Annotated in this window: 14 protein-coding genes; 10 read left to right on the plus strand and 4 right to left on the minus strand. The window is 62.2% G+C overall.

What is annotated here, in order from left to right:
• Positions 1-184 (plus strand): hypothetical protein (locus tag SGJ19_23100; GenBank protein ID MDZ4783144.1); only part of this gene is annotated, 184 nt, incomplete at its 5' end.
• 609 nt (positions 185-793) lie between these two features.
• Here the strand turns inward: SGJ19_23100 and SGJ19_23105 are convergent.
• On the minus strand, positions 794-1,966 hold the full coding sequence (locus SGJ19_23105) for a glycine C-acetyltransferase (protein ID MDZ4783145.1): 1,173 nt from the start codon (positions 1,964-1,966) through the stop codon (positions 794-796).
• Between the two features lie 182 nt (positions 1,967-2,148).
• Here SGJ19_23105 and SGJ19_23110 point away from each other — a divergent pair, with 182 nt between their 5' ends.
• From SGJ19_23110 to SGJ19_23140, 7 genes are all read left to right on the plus strand, one after another.
• Positions 2,149-3,582: a HAMP domain-containing sensor histidine kinase gene (locus SGJ19_23110; protein MDZ4783146.1), complete on the plus strand. Its 1,434-nt coding sequence runs from the start codon at positions 2,149-2,151 to the stop codon at positions 3,580-3,582.
• Positions 3,583-3,684: 102 nt separating this feature from the next.
• A complete protein-coding gene (locus SGJ19_23115; GenBank protein MDZ4783147.1) occupies positions 3,685-5,088 on the plus strand; it encodes a sigma-54 dependent transcriptional regulator in 1,404 nt (467 codons plus the stop codon).
• A gap of 132 nt (positions 5,089-5,220) precedes the next feature.
• Complete coding sequence (gene pruA, locus SGJ19_23120) at positions 5,221-8,232, plus strand: L-glutamate gamma-semialdehyde dehydrogenase (protein MDZ4783148.1); 3,012 nt, start codon at positions 5,221-5,223, stop codon at positions 8,230-8,232.
• Positions 8,233-8,405: 173 nt separating this feature from the next.
• Complete coding sequence (locus SGJ19_23125) at positions 8,406-9,488, plus strand: hypothetical protein (protein MDZ4783149.1); 1,083 nt, start codon at positions 8,406-8,408, stop codon at positions 9,486-9,488.
• 103 nt (positions 9,489-9,591) lie between these two features.
• Entirely contained in the window at positions 9,592-10,800 is a 1,209-nt protein-coding gene (locus SGJ19_23130; GenBank protein ID MDZ4783150.1) for a cofactor-independent phosphoglycerate mutase, read from the plus strand.
• 188 nt (positions 10,801-10,988) lie between these two features.
• Positions 10,989-12,764 carry an aspartate kinase gene (locus tag SGJ19_23135; protein ID MDZ4783151.1) on the plus strand — a complete coding sequence of 592 codons (1,776 nt, stop codon included), beginning with the start codon at positions 10,989-10,991 and terminating at the stop codon, positions 12,762-12,764.
• A 200-nt stretch (positions 12,765-12,964) separates the two neighbouring features.
• Entirely contained in the window at positions 12,965-13,447 is a 483-nt protein-coding gene (locus SGJ19_23140; protein MDZ4783152.1) for a hypothetical protein, read from the plus strand.
• A gap of 15 nt (positions 13,448-13,462) precedes the next feature.
• Here the strand turns inward: SGJ19_23140 and SGJ19_23145 are convergent, their stop codons facing one another.
• From SGJ19_23145 to SGJ19_23155, 3 genes are all read right to left on the minus strand, one after another.
• On the minus strand, positions 13,463-14,539 hold the full coding sequence (locus SGJ19_23145; protein MDZ4783153.1) for a hypothetical protein: 1,077 nt from the start codon (positions 14,537-14,539) through the stop codon (positions 13,463-13,465).
• A gap of 170 nt (positions 14,540-14,709) precedes the next feature.
• On the minus strand, positions 14,710-14,901 hold the full coding sequence (locus SGJ19_23150) for a hypothetical protein (protein MDZ4783154.1): 192 nt from the start codon (positions 14,899-14,901) through the stop codon (positions 14,710-14,712).
• 167 nt (positions 14,902-15,068) lie between these two features.
• Positions 15,069-15,521 carry an Hsp20/alpha crystallin family protein gene (locus tag SGJ19_23155; GenBank protein ID MDZ4783155.1) on the minus strand — a complete coding sequence of 151 codons (453 nt, stop codon included), beginning with the start codon at positions 15,519-15,521 and terminating at the stop codon, positions 15,069-15,071.
• 686 nt (positions 15,522-16,207) lie between these two features.
• Between SGJ19_23155 and SGJ19_23160 the strand changes: the two genes are divergently transcribed.
• Positions 16,208-17,449, plus strand: a complete 1,242-nt coding sequence (locus tag SGJ19_23160) for a cysteine desulfurase (GenBank protein MDZ4783156.1) — start codon at positions 16,208-16,210, stop codon at positions 17,447-17,449.
• An 18-nt stretch (positions 17,450-17,467) separates the two neighbouring features.
• A complete protein-coding gene (locus SGJ19_23165; protein ID MDZ4783157.1) occupies positions 17,468-17,755 on the plus strand; it encodes a (2Fe-2S)-binding protein in 288 nt (95 codons plus the stop codon).
• The last annotated feature ends 51 nt before the right edge of the window (positions 17,756-17,806 follow it).

The raw sequence follows: 17,806 nt of genomic DNA on the forward strand, positions 1-17,806 counted from the left end.
GCTGGTGCATGATCTGAAGTTGGTGCTCGGCCAGTGGTCGGTCAACGACGCGAAGTCCAATGAGCCAGCGGTGCTGCGTCAGCGTTTGCCGGAGTTGTTTCAGAACTTCCCGTTACTGCATTCGACACCCCACGAACAGGCTAGCTGTAGGGCAAGACATCCTCTACCCCCCGCGCAAAGATGAACCGCTGTTGCCTGGTCGGCGCGAGCTGGTCACTGGCCTAGCTCCAACCGCCGCGCCGCCTCACGGTACATCCGCAGAAGGTCCGCCCGTTCAAACTCCCCGCGTAGCTGCTTCAGTTGCTACAGTAGCAGCGCCCGAGGGTCCGGCAATTCTCGGCACCGGGCAATGATGGCTTCTAGGTGGTCGCGTAGATCGCGGGCGTTGGCGGGCATTGGGGCCGGGTAGCCCACGGCACCGCTGTCTTTCAGGGCAGGACGCCGGGGCTCTGTGTGTCCCGTTTCTGTCGTCCGCCAAGTGTCTCGTGCCTTTTGGACCGATACGCTTAGGGTGGTGTCGCCGACACCTGTAACCGCCTGCGACACCCGGTTATTGCATACAACTTGCAAAATGCCGCAAGTGGAGTTGAGCCTATAAAACAAGGCTTTTATCGAAGAATCCAGGATATCGGTCTAAAGCCAAGAACGCTTCCGAAGACCGATGCGCTATCCAGTTGCGCCACGGGCGCGTGGGGCCTGATCGGCCGGGAGCAATTGTACCAGAATACGGCGAAGTGCCAAACCGCCGTGCGTGAGGCGAGCGCGGGGGCGCGGGGGTCCCTGATCGGCGGAACTAGAGTCTTGCGAAGGCTTCCAGGGCTTGTTCGATGTGTTCCGGCTCGAGCGCCGCGGAGACCTGCACGCGAAGCCGGGCCTGACCCTGAGGGACGACCGGGAAGCCGAAGCCGACGACCATCACGCCGAGTTCCAGCAGGCGTTCGCTCTTGGCGATCGCTGCGGCCGCGTCGCCGATCATGATCGGGATGATCGCCGTGGGAGAATCATGCAGGTCGAAACCGAGGCGGCTCAGTCCGGCGCGCATGGCGGCGACGTTGGCATGTAGTCGCGCGACGCGCTCAGGTTCACGTTCAACGATTTCGATCGCACGCCGCGCGCTGTAGGCGACGGTGGCGGGCAGCGCGTTGGAAAACAAGCTGGGCCGACTGCGCTGGACCAGCAGATCGATCACCGCCTGTGAAGCGGCTACGTAGCCGCCGGCTGCGCCGCCGAGCGCTTTGCCGAGGGTGCCGGTGAGGATGTCGATTTCGTTGAGCAGGCCGAAATGTTCCGGCGTGCCGCGCCCCGTTTTGCCGAGGACGCCGACGCCGTGCGAGTCGTCTACGATGAGCAGCGCCTCGTAGCGACGGCATAGCTCAACAATCTCCGGCAACCGGGCAACGTCGCCTTCCATGCTGAAGACGCCGTCGGTGATCACGAATCGGGCCGCCTTGTCGGCGTGCTCGCGCAGCTTGGTTTCCAAGTCGTTGAGATCACTGTGCCGGTAGACCGCCTTCGTCGCGCCGCGGACCAGGCGGCAACTGTCGATGATGCTGGCGTGATTCAACTCGTCGGAGAGAATCACGTCCCCTTCGCCAGCGATCGTGGGCAACAAAGCTTCGTTGGCGTTCCAGCAACTGACGTAAGTGAGCGCGCTCGGTGCGCCGACGAAGCGGGCGATCGTTTCCTCGATCTCGCGATGGCAGGCCAACGTCCCGCAGATGAAGCGGACGCTGGCCGTGCCGGCGCCGTACGCCCGGAGGCCGTCGTGGCCGGCGGCGACTACTTCCGGATGGTCGGCCAGGCCAAGGTAATTGTTGGAGCAGAGCACAATCACCGGGCCGCGGCCTTGGATCGTGGCGGTGGCCGACATCGGACCGGTGACGTAGGCCAGCCGCTTGTATTGGCCGGATTGCCGGAGACCGGCCAGGAGGGCGTCGGTGCGTTCGTTGAATTGGCGATTGGGCATGAATACAGGTTCCCTGGGCCGTACGGTTCGAGCATCATTGTCCCCAACTTTGTTGGGTCGGCAAGGCAGATGAGCCAGCCGGTAGGTGTCGCTCCGCATTGCGAATCGGTGGAGAATGATCGACAATTTACGATGTCGGCCGCATGAATGCGGTCTGTTGCGTCGCCCCAGCCGGGATCGCCATGACTGAGAACGCCACACCGGACATCACCTGGCCGATTCGCTATCAGTTACTACTGCCGAACCTGGGCGTATTGGGGTTCGCGATTGTCGGCGCGGCGCTGTTGGGCGCCGTTTGGTCGGGGCGCGTGGCGGATCGGCGGATTGAGCACCAGTTGCATTCGATGGCGGCGACCTTGGCCAATTCTCGTTTTCCGTTGACGGACGCCGTGTTGGCGCAGGTGCGCGACCTTTCGGGAACGCAATTGGCGGTTACCAACCAAGCGGGCAAGGTCGTTACGTTGAGCGACCCTGCGCTGGCCGCGTTTCCGTTTCAGGAGCTCTCGCCGCTGCGATCGGGAAACACGGAGCGCGTGAAGGTCATCTCCGATCGACAAGGCGAACAGTATTTGCATTGCACCGTTGCGCTGAATTCGCGTTCCGCGAACACGCGGGGCGAGACGTTGCATGTGCTATTTCCGCATGCGCTGTGGTGGGACGCCGTCGCCACCGCGGTGTGGCCGCCGCTATTGGTGGGACTGGTCGGCGCGGGCATCGGCGTGCCGACAGGATTGCGTCTGGCGTGGCGGATCGCCGAACGCATCGAACGCCTGCGGCAACATTTGGCGCAACTCGCCGCGGGCCGGACGGAGCGACTTATTGTCGACGGGCCGCATGACGAGTTGCGTTCGCTCGCCGTCGCGGCGAATCAATTGGCGGATCAACTCGACGGTTTTCGACAGACGATTCAACGGCAGGAGCGACTGGCCGTCGTCGGGCAGTGGAACGCAGGGCTATTGCATCAACTGCGGAACTGCGCCGCCGGAGCGCAGATGGCCGTGAGGATTCATCGTAAGCACTGCATTTACGGCGACGTCGAAAGCTTGGACGTGGCGGCGCGGCAATTGGATTTGTTATCGGACCACGTGCAGCGTTCCTTGGTTATGGGACGCGAGGAGCGGCCCGCGCGCGGCAGTTGCCAAGTGGGAGAAGCGCGTCAGGAAATCATGCGGTTGCTCTCCCCGATGTTGCGACATCGCCGCGTGACGCTGGAATGGAATGGCGATGCCGACGCGACGATCGTGCCCGTCAGCTCCGAAAACCTGCGGCATTTGATTTCCAACTTGTTGATCAACGCGGTGGATGCGGCCGGGGCGGGTGGGAAGGTGACCGTAGCGTCGACGCGCAGCGAAGATCTGCGCACCTGCATTCACGTACGGGATTCCGGCCCGGGTTTGGCGACAGAGGTTGTTGCATCGGCCTTTGAGGCATTCGTCACCACCAAGGCTGAAGGAATTGGACTTGGGTTGGCGATTTGCCGGAGAATCATGGAAGACTGTGGCGGCAGCCTGAGCTATCGGCACGGCGACGGCGCGTGTTTCGAAGCGCAGTTTCCCGCTATAACTGCGGATACATTGAAGACTACTGAAACAGTGTCTGCCGGCGATACGACATAGCGTCGTTTCGCTCCGCGAAAGGAAATGCCCTTTCACGGAGCGAAACGAGACTGTGGTTGTTCGCCAACAAAGCGTTTTCATCATTCTTATAGGACTGCTGCTTTGAGCCGCGTACTGGTAGTGGACGACGAAGAGAGCATTTGCTGGGCGCTGGAACGCGTGTTGACCGGCGAAGGACACGAAGTGTTTTCCGCTGCCACGGCGGAGGACGCCTTGCGATGCGCGCGTCAAGCGCCGCCGGACGTGATCATGTTGGACGTGCGGTTGCCGGGCCGTGACGGACTAGACGCGATGAGCGACCTGCGCGAGGCGTCGAGCGCCGCCTCCGTGGTGGTGATGACGGCATTCGGCGATCTCGATACCGCGGTCCGCGCGATGTCGCAAGGCGCTTCGGATTATCTCACGAAGCCGTTCGACCCGGATCGCGCCGTGGCAGCGGTGCGCCAAGCGACGCGCAAGCGGCCAGCGCCGTCGAACGAATCGCTCGTGGCGGCGCCGGGCGGCATGGTCGGTTCGAGCCCGCCGATGCAGGAAGTTTTTAAGCGCATTGCGCTGGCCGCGCCGACGGAAGCGCCGGTGCTGATCTCCGGCGAAAGCGGGACCGGCAAGGAATTGGTGGCCGCCGCCTTGCATCGACATTCCCCGCGCGCAGAACGGCCGTTAATTCCCGTGAATCTGGCCGCGCTCAGCGAAGGCGTCGCCGAGAGCGAGTTGTTCGGCCATGTGCGCGGCGCGTTCACCGGAGCGGTGGAAAATCGGCGCGGCCTTCTGGAATCGGCCGACGGCGGGACTTTGTTCCTGGATGAAGTGTCGGAGATTCCGCTGTCGCTGCAAGTCAAGCTGCTGCGCGTGCTGGAGCAAGGCCAGGTCGCGCCGGTCGGAGGGACGATCGAACGTCAGATCAACGTGCGCCTGATTTCGGCGACGAATCGCGACTTGCGCACCGCGGTGCGCGAAGGGACGTTTCGCGAGGATTTGTACTATCGTTTGGCCGGTTTCGAGATTGGACTTCCCCCTCTGCGCGAGCGCGGCGAAGATCTATTAACGTTGGCCCGGCACTTCTTGCGCGCGGAATGGCGAGGCGCGGAGCGACCGGATTTCTCCTCAGACGCAATCTCCGCGCTACGCCGCCGCCGTTGGCTGGGCAATGTCCGCGAGCTGCGCCATGCCGTGCTGCACAGCGCGATTCTGGCGCGCGGCGGCATCATCGGCGCGGAGCACTTGCCGCCGCCGCTGGAAGTGGGACGCGCTGCCGACGGGAACATCGCGCGACGCGTACAGGAATCCGTGGCGCAATGGGCGGACGATTTGCTCGCGCGGGAACCGCAGGCCATCGATATGTACGAGCGGCTATTGTCACTCGTCGAACCGCCCGCACTGCACAAAGCATTGGATTTCCATCGCGGCAATCGGTTGGAGGCCTCGCGCACACTTGGGTTGCATCGAATGACTCTCCGCAAGAAGCTGCGCGGCGCGACATCGGAAGCGGATACGACCGAGGAATAAGGTCGTACAATGCATAGCGCCGGAAGCGTGAGCGCTCGGAGAGAATGGAGTACGACGTCATTTGCAATTCTCTCCGGACGTTGACGCTTTCGGGACTCTGGCTTAGGTCTGCTTGGCACGGAACTTGAATTCATGGACGACTTTACTGGAGCGGACCTCGCGGCAATCGAACGGACGACTCAAGAAGTCGGCCGGCAGTTGCTGGCCGCCGCTTCGGCCCGGCAGCCGAACGTGCTGGAACGACGCTGGTGGGAAGACCGAATCATGTCCTGGGCGATGCAGGACGAGTCGGTCAAGGTGCAGATGTTCCGTTTTGTGGACGTGTTGCCGATGCTCGATGCAAGCGAGGCGGTGCTCCGGCATCTGCACGAGTACTTCGACGAAGTGCGTCAGTTTCTGCCGTCGGCCGTGCGGATGGGGCTCGCCGTGGCGCAGCCGGATTCGTTGGCCGGTCGCGCGCTAGCGATCGCGGCACGCCGCAACGCGATGAACCATGCACGGCGTTTCATCGCCGGCACAAACGCCGATGAAGTTTTGAGCGCCGCAGTGCGACAGCGCAAGCTACGGCGCGCGTTCACGCTCGATTTGTTGGGCGAGGCCGTGGCCAGCGAGGCGGAAGCGGAACGTTATCTGCAAGCCTACCTCGGCTTGATCGAATCGATCGCGCCCATAGCGAACGCCTGGCCCGAGGCGCCGCAGGTCGATCGCGCCGACTACGGTCTGCTGCCGCGGATGAACGTCTCCATTAAGCTTTCGGCGCTTGATTGCCGGTTCGACGCGATCGACCCCGAAGGGACGTCGCGGCGCGTCGGGGCGCGGTTGCGAAAGTTGCTGCGCGTCGCGCGCGAGCGGCGGACATACGTGCATGTCGATATGGAGTCGTACAAGACGAAAGATCTCACGCTCCGCATCTTTCAGGAGATCTTGCTGGAAGAAGAATTCTGCGACCTGGCCGACGTAGGCATTGTGATTCAATGCTATCTCCGCGACGCGCTGGACGATTTGGCGCAGCTACGGGATTGGGCCAAGCACCGCGGCACGCCGGTGTGGGTGCGGTTGGTGAAAGGGGCGTACTGGGACTACGAGACAGTGCATGCGCAAGCCACCGGCTGGCCAATTCCGGTATTTCAAGAGAAGTGGGAATCGGACGCCTGCTTCGAGCAAGCGACTCGCTTCGTGTTGCGAAACCGACAATGGCTGCGTCCGGCGCTCGGCAGTCATAACCTGCGCTCCTTAGCGCACGGCATTGCCGTCTCGCGACACTTGGGCCTGCCGACCAACTCGCTCGAAATGCAGATGCTCTACGGAATGGGCGACGCCGAGAAGGACGCAATTGTGCAGATGGGATATCGCCTGCGCGTCTATATGCCGTTCGGAGAACTGATCCCGGGCATGGCGTATCTGGTGCGAAGACTGTTGGAAAATACTTCAAATGATTCCTTCCTACGGGCCAGCTTTACCGAGCATGTGGCCCCGGAGAAGTTGCTGATGAACCCGCTCGACGCGCAGCGCGCGCCCCTTTCCGCCGAACGCCAAGACGCATCGCATCACGACGGGCCATTCGCGCCGCGGTTTCGCAATGAACCGCCGGCCGATTTCACCAAGCCCGCTGCACGGCACGCGATGCAAACGGCGATCGATGCGGCTCGCGCGCAGTTCGGACGCCACCATCGGCTCATGATCGGCGGGCGCGAGATCGACACGCCTACCAAGATCGTGTCGCTGAATCCATCGCATTTGAAACAAATCGTCGGCACGACGGCCTCGGCGGACGCAAAGTTGGCCGCGGACGGTGTGACGACCGCGCATGCCGCGTGGCCGGCATGGAGCGCGCTCGGTGCTGCGCAACGCGCCGAGTACTTGCGCGCCGTCGCAGAGGGCATGCGCCGCCGGCGCTGGGAATTGTCCGCGTGGATCGTGCATGAAACCGGTAAGGGCTGGCGCGAGTCCGACGCAGACGTCTGCGAGGCCATCGACTTTTGCGAGTTTTATGCCCAGCAAGCGATCTTCCTGGAAACATCGCAGGGCGTCGACGTGCCGGGCGAAGAAAACCGGTTCATCTATCAATCGCGCGGCGTGGCGGCCGTGATCGCGCCGTGGAATTTTCCGCTCGCGATTCTGACCGGCATGGCCGTGGCGGCGCTCGCCACGGGCAATACCGTGGTGATGAAGCCGGCGGAACAGTCTTCGATCGTCGCCGCGAAGCTGATGGAACTGTTCGTCGCGGCGCAACTGCCCGCGGGTGTTGTCAACTTTTTGCCCGGCGATGGCGCGGCGGCCGGCGCGGCGCTGGTGGAGCATCCGCAAACTGCGATCATCGCCTTCACCGGTTCGCTTCAAGTTGGCTTGGCAATCCACGCCCGAGCGGCGGACACGTCGCCGCAAGCGGTCAGCGGCGTGAAACGCGTGATCGCCGAAATGGGGGGTAAGAACGCCATCATCGTCGACGACGACGCCGACCTCGACGAGGCGGTGCTGAGCGTGGTGCAAAGCGCGTTCGGCTATCAAGGGCAGAAGTGTTCCGCATGCTCGCGCGTGATTGTGTTGGAACGCATTCACTCCGTATTTGTCGAACGCCTGGTCGAAGCGGCGCGGAGCCTGTCGATCGGGCCCGCCGAAGCCCCCGGGACCGACGTCGGACCGGTGATCGACGCCGAGGCCTTCGCGCGGATTCAGGACTATTGCCGGCTCGCGGAACAGGAAGGACGCGTGGCGCTGGCAAGCGACGTTGGCACATTGGCGGGCGAGGGTTACTACGTCGGCCCACGGATTGTCACGGACGTATCGCCGCAGTCGCGTTTAGCTCAAGAAGAAATCTTTGGGCCCGTGCTGGCGGTGCTCCGCGTGAAAGATTTCGCGGAAGCGTTGCGGGTGGCGAATGGTACGGAGTACGCCCTTACGGGCGGAGTGTTTTCGCGCAGCCCAGCGCACCTGGACCAGGCACGGCGCGAGTTTCAGGTCGGCAATCTTTATCTGAACCGTGCGATCACCGGCGCGCTTGTCAATCGCCAACCGTTCGGCGGCTTCAAAATGTCGGGCATCGGCAGCAAGGCCGGCGGCGCGGATTATTTGCTGCAGTTCGTGGTGCCGCGGACGATCACCGAAAACACGATGCGCCGCGGGTTCGCTCCACCGGCTGAATGAGAAGAACTAACCGCGAAAGTCGCGAAATGGCGCGAAAAGGAAGCGAGTCCATGACTTTGCACAAGTTGAAAGTAGATTGCTTGCTATTCTCTGCGGTTCGACGGTAAAGTCATCCCTTCGCGTCGTTTCGCGCATTTCGCGGTTCCACCTGATCTATCAACTTGAGTGCAAACATGATGACTCGCGCGCCGCTCTCATTGTCGTGGGCAATCTTCCTCGCGTTGGCGGCACAAGCGGACGCGGGACACGTCGAACGCGTTGCCGGTGGTGGAACTAAGCCAGCGGACGGTGTGCGCGGCATCGATGCGCAATTGAATGAGCCGTTCGCCGTGGCCTTCGATCGCGACGGACTGATGTACATCGCCGAGATGGTCGGCGGGCGTATCCTGCGCGTTGATGCGGAGGGGATGATCGAAACGCTGGCTGGTCGCGAAGCAGAGGGCTTTGCCGGCGACGGCGGTGTGGCAAAAGACGCGGTGTTCAATGGCATGCATCACTTGGTTTATGGTCCCGGTCACGCGCTGCTCGTCGCGGATACGTTTAATCATCGCGTGCGTCGCCTTGATCTGGGAGCGATGACCATCGAACCGTTCGCGGGGAGCGCTCAAAAAGGTTTTGCCGGCGACGGCGGACCTGCGCTCTTGGCAGAGTTTGGGGATACCTATTGCCTCGCTTTCGGTCCGAACAACAAGGCGCTATACATCGCGGATCTCGACAATCGTCGGATTCGACGGATCGATATGGCGACGGGAGTTGTGAGCACGGTCGCCGGCAACGGTGAACAAGGAGTGCCGGAAGACGGTGCGACCGCCGTCGAGGCGCCGCTCGTCGACCCGCGCGCCGTGGCCGTGGACTCGCGCGGCAAGGTCTATGTCCTTGAGCGGGGAGGTCATGCGCTGCGAGTCGTCGGCCCAGGCGGCCGCATTCGCACGGTTGCCGGCACGGCTGAAAAAGGAAACACCGGCGACGGCGGCGATGCACGGCTGGCGACGATGAACGGGCCGAAGCATCTTTGCGTCGACGCGAATGACGACGTGTTGATCGTCGACACGGAGAATCATGTTGTGCGCAAGTTCATCGCCAAGGACGGCAAGCTGGTCCGCATCGCCGGCGCCGCACGGCAGGGGCACGCGGGCGAGGGGGGCGATCCCTTGGAGCTCGAAATGAATCGTCCGCACGGCGTGGCGATCGGCCCGGACGGAGCGTTGTACATCGCCGATAGCAGTAATCACCGGATTCTGAAAATCACGCCCTGACGCCCGGTTTTCGCGGCGTTTTCGCTGGCCGGCAGTCGCGTTGGCTCCGGTTGCGTTTCGGGCGTAAGCGGTTATCCTGCTTATTCTTTACGCGGGACCGCTCATGAAATATGCCATCATCATTCCGGACGGCTGCGCGGACGAGCCGCAGGCCACGTTGGGGGGAAAAACCCCGCTCCAGGCCGCGCGCACGCCGGCGATGGACGCCATCGCCGCCGCGGGCGTCGTCGGCCGGGCGAACAACGTGCCGGCCTCCCTGCCGGCCGGTTCGGACGTGGCAAATCTGAGCTTGTTGGGCTACGACCCGCTCCAGAATTTCACCGGCCGAGCGCCCTTGGAAGCCGCCGCGCAGGGCTTGGAACTAGGCCCGAATGACTGGGCGATCCGCTGCAATCTGGTGACGGTCGAACAGCAGATGATGCGCGACTTCACCGCCGGACACATTTCCACGGCAGAAGCGACGCAGTTGCTGGCCACGTGCCAGGAGCATCTGGGCGGGGACCAACTTCGCTTTGTGCCAGGCGTGAGCTACCGCAACTTGCTGTTGTACAAGCCTGGCGCAGGGCAGTCCCCGTTCAGCACCGACACTCGCGCGACACCGCCGCACGACTTGACGGACAAATCGGTGCTGGACGACTACCCGCGCGGGCCAGGCAGCGACGTATTGAATCAATTGATGTGCGACAGCGAGCCGCTGTTCGCGGATCATCCGGTGAATCGAGCGCGGATCGCGGCGGGTAAGCTGCCGGCGACGAATATCTGGCTCTGGGGGCAAGGCCGCCGCCCGGCGTTGCCCCCGTTCGCGGAGATGCACGGCATTCAAGGCGCGATGATCACCGCGGTGGATCTTTTGCGTGGTTTGGCGGCGCTCTTAGGTTGGAAGCGAATTGAAGTCCCTGGGGCGACGGGCTATCTCGATACGGACTACGCGGCGAAGGGACGCTATGCGATCGACGCGATCGGCAGCACCGATCTGATCTGCGTGCATGTCGAAGCGACGGACGAAGCGTCGCACGAAGGGCGGGCCGAGGCGAAGATCGAGGCGCTCGAGCAAATCGACCAGCACATCGTCGGGCCGCTGCACGAAGCTCTCAAGAAACAAGGCGAGTACCGTATCCTGGTTTCGCCGGATCACCCGACGCCGCTTAGAACCAAAACCCACAGCCACGGTTTCGTGCCGCTGGCGATCTGCGGCGCCGGCATCACGCCGGACGCCGTGACGACGTACGACGAAGCGGCGGCCGGCGCTGCGGCGTTATCATTCGCCGAGGGGTGGCGGATGATGGATTACTTTCTGCATTTGAAACGGTGACGAGAGTCATTGTTTCTTCACCACAGAGACACGGAGACACGGAGAAGGCGAGACTTAGTGCTAGTAGCCGTTCGGCGAGTCGACTCCTGCATGCAAGCCAAGTCACGCATCCTCTTCCTCTCCGTGCCTCCGTGTCTCCGTGGTGAATCTCAGTATTCCTCACGTGGCACTTCAGGTTTCAGTTCAACATGCCATTGATCGTCCAAAAATTCGGCGGCACCAGCGTTGCCGATAGCCAGAAGATTCTGGCCGCTGCGCGGCGCGCGATTCGCGCGCAGCAGGCCGGCAACCAGGTCGTCATGGTCGTGAGCGCCATGGGGCACAACACGGATATGCTCGTCGATCTGGCCCAGCAAATCAACGACGACCCGCCTGCCCGGGAGATGGACATGCTGCTCTCCACGGGCGAGCAAGTCAGCGTCGCGTTGATGGCCATGGCCGTCGAGGCGCTCGGTGCAAAGGCCATCAGCTTCACCGGCGCGCAGATCGGCATCAAGACCGACAGCACGCACACCAAGGCGCGGATTCGCTCGATCAGCACCGAGCGGATGCGGAAGGCGCTCGACGAAGGGCGGATCGTGATCGCCGCCGGGTTTCAGGGCATCGACGAGGACTACAACATCACCACGCTCGGCCGCGGCGGCAGCGATACAACCGCCGTGGCCCTGGCCGCGGTGCTCAACGCGGACGCCTGCGAAATCTACACCGACGTGGACGGCGTCTACACGACCGATCCGCGCCTGTTGCCCGAAGCCCGGCGGATGACGCGTGTCAGTTACGACGAGATGCTGGAATTGGCCAGCCTCGGCGCAGGCGTGATGCATAGCCGATCGATTGAATTCGGCAAGAAGTTCGACGTGCCGATTCACGTCCGCAGCAGCTTTACCGATATTCCCGGCACGATGATCGTCGCCGAGAGCGAAGTGCCCGGCCAGGCCGTCGGCGGTGCGGCGCTGACGAAAGACGAAGCCCGGGTTACCGTGGCGAGCCTGCCTGATCGCCCGGGGACGAGCCTGGCGCTGTTTTCCAAAATCGCCGCGAAAAACATCTCAGTTGACATGATCGTGCAGAACGTCGGCGCCGATGGAAAGGCGGATATTTCGTTCACAGTCGTGCGCAACGATCTACAGAACACGCTCCGGGCCGTCGAAGAAGCGGCCCGAGAGCTCGGCGCTGGGGGCGTGTCGCATGACGACAACGTCTCGAAAGTGTCGGTGGTCGGTCTCGGCATGGCGACGCAAACTGGCGTCGCCGATCGCATGTTCCGGGCGCTCGCCAAGGCCGGCGTGAACATCGTGATGATCACCACGAGCGAAATCAAAATCTCCGTACTCGTTTCGCGCGAGCACTCCCAAGCGGCGCTTCGCGCGGTACACCAGGCGTTCGAGTTGGAAAAACCGCCGGTGCAGCCAGTCGTCGCGACGACGTCACAACCGTCCGCCGCGCCGTCGGACATCATGGCCGTCGTGCGACGACTGCAAGGCATGGAAGACTTAACGATTGACGACGTGACACTCGACGATCGACAGGCTCGCGTGACCATCACCGGCGTGCCGGATGCGCCGGGCGTGGCCGCGCAGGTCTTTGAGGAAGTCGCGGCGGCCGGCGTGTTCGTGGACATGATCGTGCAGAGCTACGGGGCTGGCGGCAAGGCGGACCTGAGCTTTACGGCGCCGCACAAGTCGCTGAAGACGTCGCTGGAAGTGGCGGAGCGATTGGCCAAGCAATTTGGCTGCCGCGGCGTGACGTACGCCACGAAGGTGGCCAAGCTCTCCGTCTCCGGCATCGGGATGCGCAGTCACACGGAAGTGGCCATTCGCATGTTCCGCTGCCTGGCGGACGCCGGCATCAACGTCGAGATGATCAATACCAGCGAAGTGCGCGTGAACGTCGTTGTCGACGGAGCCGCGGGCGAGAAGGCCCTGGCCTGTTTGCAAGCGGCGTTTCAGGATGTCCGCGGGTAGTTCGCTTCGATTACACTAGAACGTGGGTGCCTGGGGCTGAGGCAGGCAGCGTATGCAACCAAGTCGAAACGGCTGGGGAATCGCGGCGATTTGTTGACACGTCTAGCAAAGCCCCAGTGGTTGCGCCATGGCGACCGCGCCTCCGGTGCCCCTGCCCCAGGCACCCGCGCTCGAAGTTGCATTGCCAATGGATAAACGCGATGGTGAGCGAAAACCCCTACGAATCGCCGCGTTCGCAAGACTCCAACGGTGTTCAAAGCGAAACGCCGTCGCTTGGATTTCGTTGCTTGCGTGCGATCGTCCTTGGCACGCTTGGCTACAGCGCGTATGCCGTAGCACAAACCATCAACATGCCAACACGCTATTGGTACGCCAATCTTTTCCATCCATTGTATCTGATCGGATTGAACGTTGCGGCGGCCTTTGCTGGCTCTGAGTTGCTAGTGGCGGACGCTTGGTCCCTAAGAAGTTCAGTTTTGCGGAGGATCATCGTTTCCTCCTTACTGATGCTCCCCGCTTGTTTGATCGGCGGAGCGATTGGAGAAGTCTTTGCACGCCCCTTGCCGAACAATATGATGATACATGATTCTCGGCCAGCGGTCTTCGTCAGCGTTGTGACGGGCCTTATCTTGATGCTATGCGCGCGGATGTATCTTCGCCGCTCGTCCAGGCCATTACACTGAACACTTCAATCTCGCCTAATACATCGCCGTCTTGGCTTTCGCCGGTTTCCCTCCCGGCAGGGGCAGTGCGCGAATCGCTTCATCATAGTCGATGACATAGCGCCACCAACTGTTGTGGAAGCCGTCGGTTTCGCCTTGGTTGTTCGGCAGATGGGCCAGCCACCAGCGTTGGTAGTTGAGGTGGTGCGGCTCGCCCCAGGTGGCGCAGCTTACCATCGACTTCTTGCCGGTCACGTGCGGATAGTTGAGCCAATCTTCCGCGGCGCTCAGCACTTCTTTCACCTGTGAGTAATCGTAGCCGTCCTCGGCATTCGGACCGCCGTGAACGTTGCCGACCTGGGCGTTGTCCGGGTATTCCTTGGCTTGCCGCGTGAAGCGCGACCACGGATTGCTGGCGTCTTTCGTATCCCAAGCGCCGCGGCCGACGGTGATCGAGAGCATCCCTTCGCAGCGATGGCCGAAACTATGCAGGGCGTTGTCCTCGCCGACTTCGTAGTTGAAGCCCAGCACCGCGACCGTGCGGCCGCAATCGGGAATGTCGTACGGGCGATAGAACCAAGGATTGTCGGACTGGTACTGCACGATGTCGCCCGGAATCTTGAACGCGTATTCGTCGAAGCCGAAGTACGGCGCGCCCCAGACCCAGATTTCGTCGACATCGCCGCTGGTCACGCGCCTGGCGAGATCGGCGTCTTCGAACAATTCCTTGTAACTGGCCGCATCGGGCTGATGTACAAGTTCGCGGTTTTTCCACATCGCCAGGAACGACTCGTCGTCGTAGCGAAAGCCGTCCCGCTTCGCTGAAAAGACGTCGACGTCGATCCAATCGACCAACTGGTAGTCCGCGTAGCCGGCGCTGGACTCGCGCAGATAGCCGATTAACTTCTCGGTCATCGGCCGCGGGTCGTTCCAGCCCATGTGCTGAGACAGACGCTGGTTTCCCTGCGATTTGAGCGGGGGATCGTAGCAGACGACGATCACTCTGACGGTGCGCTTGCCCGCAATGCGTTGGATTTGCTCGCGAGGCGCTGCCCAGGCTGAGGGAGTGAAATACGCCAGGCACGGCAGGGCCAGGAAGGTTCGTCGTTGCACGTACGCCTCTCGTCAGCGCGGTGATTTCAGATACCGGAGCGCTGCCAGCTTAGACTGCCGCACGGCGGAAGACAACGACTTGGGAATTCCTCGGAAAAGCCGATATTGGCCCAAACAAGGCGAGCCAGCGAAGCTGCCCCTCCACCGGCTCGGACGTCAAATTCGGGACATCAGCAAGTCACGTCGTAGCACGACTCGTGGAGTCGGTGCATTACGCGTTCGAGTGCGGCCAACTCGTGTTGCAAGGTGGCAGAATCCTCGGGCAACTTTTCCTGCCGCAAGTTGCGTCTCAGTTCGCAAATGCGGCGTTCGACCACTCGGGTCAAGACCGCGTCGTCATTGTGTTCTAGCAGCAGAAACATGGCCCACATCCTTTCGTCAGCGACGCTCGGTGCGCCGACATCCTTCATCGGGGCGGCGCCATCAGGGAGCGGTGGCGCCGCGAGTCCGCATCGTCTAGGTTTCAGTTGACGGGTTGATGCTCCCTTCAACCTTCTACGCAGGCGACGGCCTGCGCAGCCAAGAAAGTTCAGGTTTTCACCTCAACACGTCTCGGCCGGGCTTCGGCGGTCTTGGGGACGGTCACCCTCAGCACGCCCGTTTTGTACTCCGCTGCGACCTTGTCCTCGGCGACCGTGGCCGGCAGCGGAATCACACGGCGGAATTCACCGTAGCTCCGCTCGACGCGATGAAATGTCTTCCCCTTTTCTTCCTTCTCCTCTTTCTTTTCCCCGGAGATCCACAGCGCTCCGTTCTTGACTTCCACATTGAAGTCCTCAGGCTTCATGCCTGGCAGTTCCACGGTGATCTCCACGCCCTCCGCGTTCTCGACGACGTTGACCGTGGGGACGAACGCGCCTTCGAGGCTCATCCAGCGATCATCTTCGCTGAGCATGCCCTCGACGAATCGCCCAAAATCACGTTCCAGGCGGCCCAGCGTGCGGGGCAGCCTCTCCGTCCAAGGAACCATTGTGCGTGCCATGACAGACCTCCTGCGAAGCACCCTCGCTTCGCCCCTCAAAGCCTTGCGACCGCCGCCGGGCGAACGCCCGGCCGTCGCACTGTGCAGAAGTTTCATTTCGTGAATAGATAGATAGTTGCAAAATCCGGGCCGTTTGTGGCGATTCGACGCGTGATTGCAACGACTATGCCTGGCACAAGCTACGTTACGCCTCCACGAGCGAATCGCGGACGTTGATGTGCGAAAAGCGCGCACGCGGCGCGCACCGCGCGCGACCATACGATCGCCGGACGTTTCCTGGGATTTCTGAGAACCGATTCTGCCCCGCAATCGTAGTAAGAGTAGAAGGAGCAAGACCAAGTAACGGGCAAAAACAAACGGTGACGCGGCAACGAGGAGTTCCCTCACCGAAGTGTTAGAAGGAGGCGCAAAGTTTGATCTGCTCGGCATGTCGGAAGTTGAGCCTCGAGGGCGTGGAGTGAGTTTCGCACATACGAGGCGCGCCTAGCGAGCGTCGCATCCTGCCTGCGGGTAACCAGCGACTCACGCTCCCACGAGGCTCGGGGCTTTGGTTCTTCGGTAGTAGTTTTGACATGCACGGCCGGCGGAAACGTCGGCCGTTGGCGTTTACGCGGGTCCGGGAGCAGGGGCGAAAGGGGTATACTGCGCTAGTTGTCTCCCCTCTGACTTTCCATCGCGGCGTACTGATGCCTGCACCTGTTCTCGATCCCGAACGCTGTCGCGCGGATTTCCCGATCTTGTCCGCCTCGTCGCCGAGCGGGAAGCCGCTGGTCTATCTGGACAACGCCGCCACGACACAGCGTCCTCGGGCGGTGATTCAGGCGATCGTCGACACGTACGAACAGCACTACGCGAACGTCCATCGCGGCATTCATTGGTTGAGCGACCGTACGACGGACTTGTATGAGCAAGCGCGCGACAAGGTGCGGCAATTCATTGGCGCCGAACGTCGCGAGGAAGTGATTTTCACGCGGGGGACGACCGAGAGCATCAATCTGGTGGCCAGGTCATGGGGCGAGGCCTTTCTGCGACCCGGCGACGAAATCTTGCTCACCGAAATGGAGCATCACGCCAACATCGTCCCATGGCATCAGGCAGCCGCGCGCACCGGCGCGAAAGTACGCTTCATCCCGATCACCGACGCAGGTTTGCTCGACCTATCGTCGCTCGACCAACTGCTGGGCGAGCGGACGAAGCTGGTCGCGGCGACGGCGGTTTCCAATGTGTTAGGAACCGTGAACACGTTGGAGTCGATCATCTCCAAGGCTAAGTCCGTGGGCGCGATGGTGTTAGTCGATGCCGCGCAGAGCGTTCCGCACTTGCCGATTGACGTCAGTCGACTCGGCGCCGATTTCGTCGCATTCAGCGGTCATAAGATGCTAGGGCCGACCGGCGTAGGAGTGCTGTGGGGGCGCGCCGCGTTGCTCGATGCCATGCCGCCCTTCCTGGGCGGCGGGAGCATGATTCGCCGTGTGACGTGGGAAGGCTTCGAGACCGCGGAATTGCCGGCCAAGTTCGAGGCCGGCACGCCGCCGATTGTGCCGGCGATTGGGCTCGGCGCGGCGATCGATTATCTCGATGCGATTGGAGTGCCGGCCATTCACGCGCATGAACTCGAGCTAACGAAACATGCGCATGAGAGGTTCGCCGAATTGAGTGGCGTCCGGTTACTGGGCCCGGCGCCCGAGCAGAAATCCGGCGTGGTCAGCTTTGTCGTCGAGGGCGTTCATCCGCACGACGTGGCGCAGTTGCTGGACGGCGAGGGCATCGCCATTCGTGCCGGGCACCATTGCGCGATGCCGCTGCACAAACGGCTCGACATCGTGGCGAGCAGCCGCGCCAGCTTCTACTTGTACAATACCTGGGCCGAAATCGATCGCCTCGTCGACGCCGTCGCTCAAACGCAGCGGCGTCTGCGCCGCAAATAACTTTCCCTGCGTGAAATCATGAACGACGACGACGAGGTTTGTCTCTGCTTTCACGTTTCCCGGCGCAAGTTGGCGAACTACCTGCGCGTCGAGCGAATCTCGCGCGCCAGCCAACTCAGTGAATGCGGCGGCGCGGGCACCGGTTGCGGCTGGTGCCGGAGCTATCTGGAGCGGCTCTTCGCCGCCAGTCGCCAGGGGTTACCCCAGGATGCGGAGCCGACGGCTCAAGAATACGCATCGCAGCGTGCGCGTTACATTCACGCTGGAGGCGGTACGCCCCCTGCAGGCAGCGAGCCGCGTGAATAATCGTCCCTGTTGAAATGCGAAACGCCGCGAAACGCAACCCGTCGTTTCGCG

The sequence above is a fragment of the Planctomycetia bacterium genome, from assembly GCA_034440135.1.
In the GTDB taxonomy this organism is placed as follows: Bacteria; Planctomycetota; Planctomycetia; order Pirellulales; family JALHLM01; genus JALHLM01.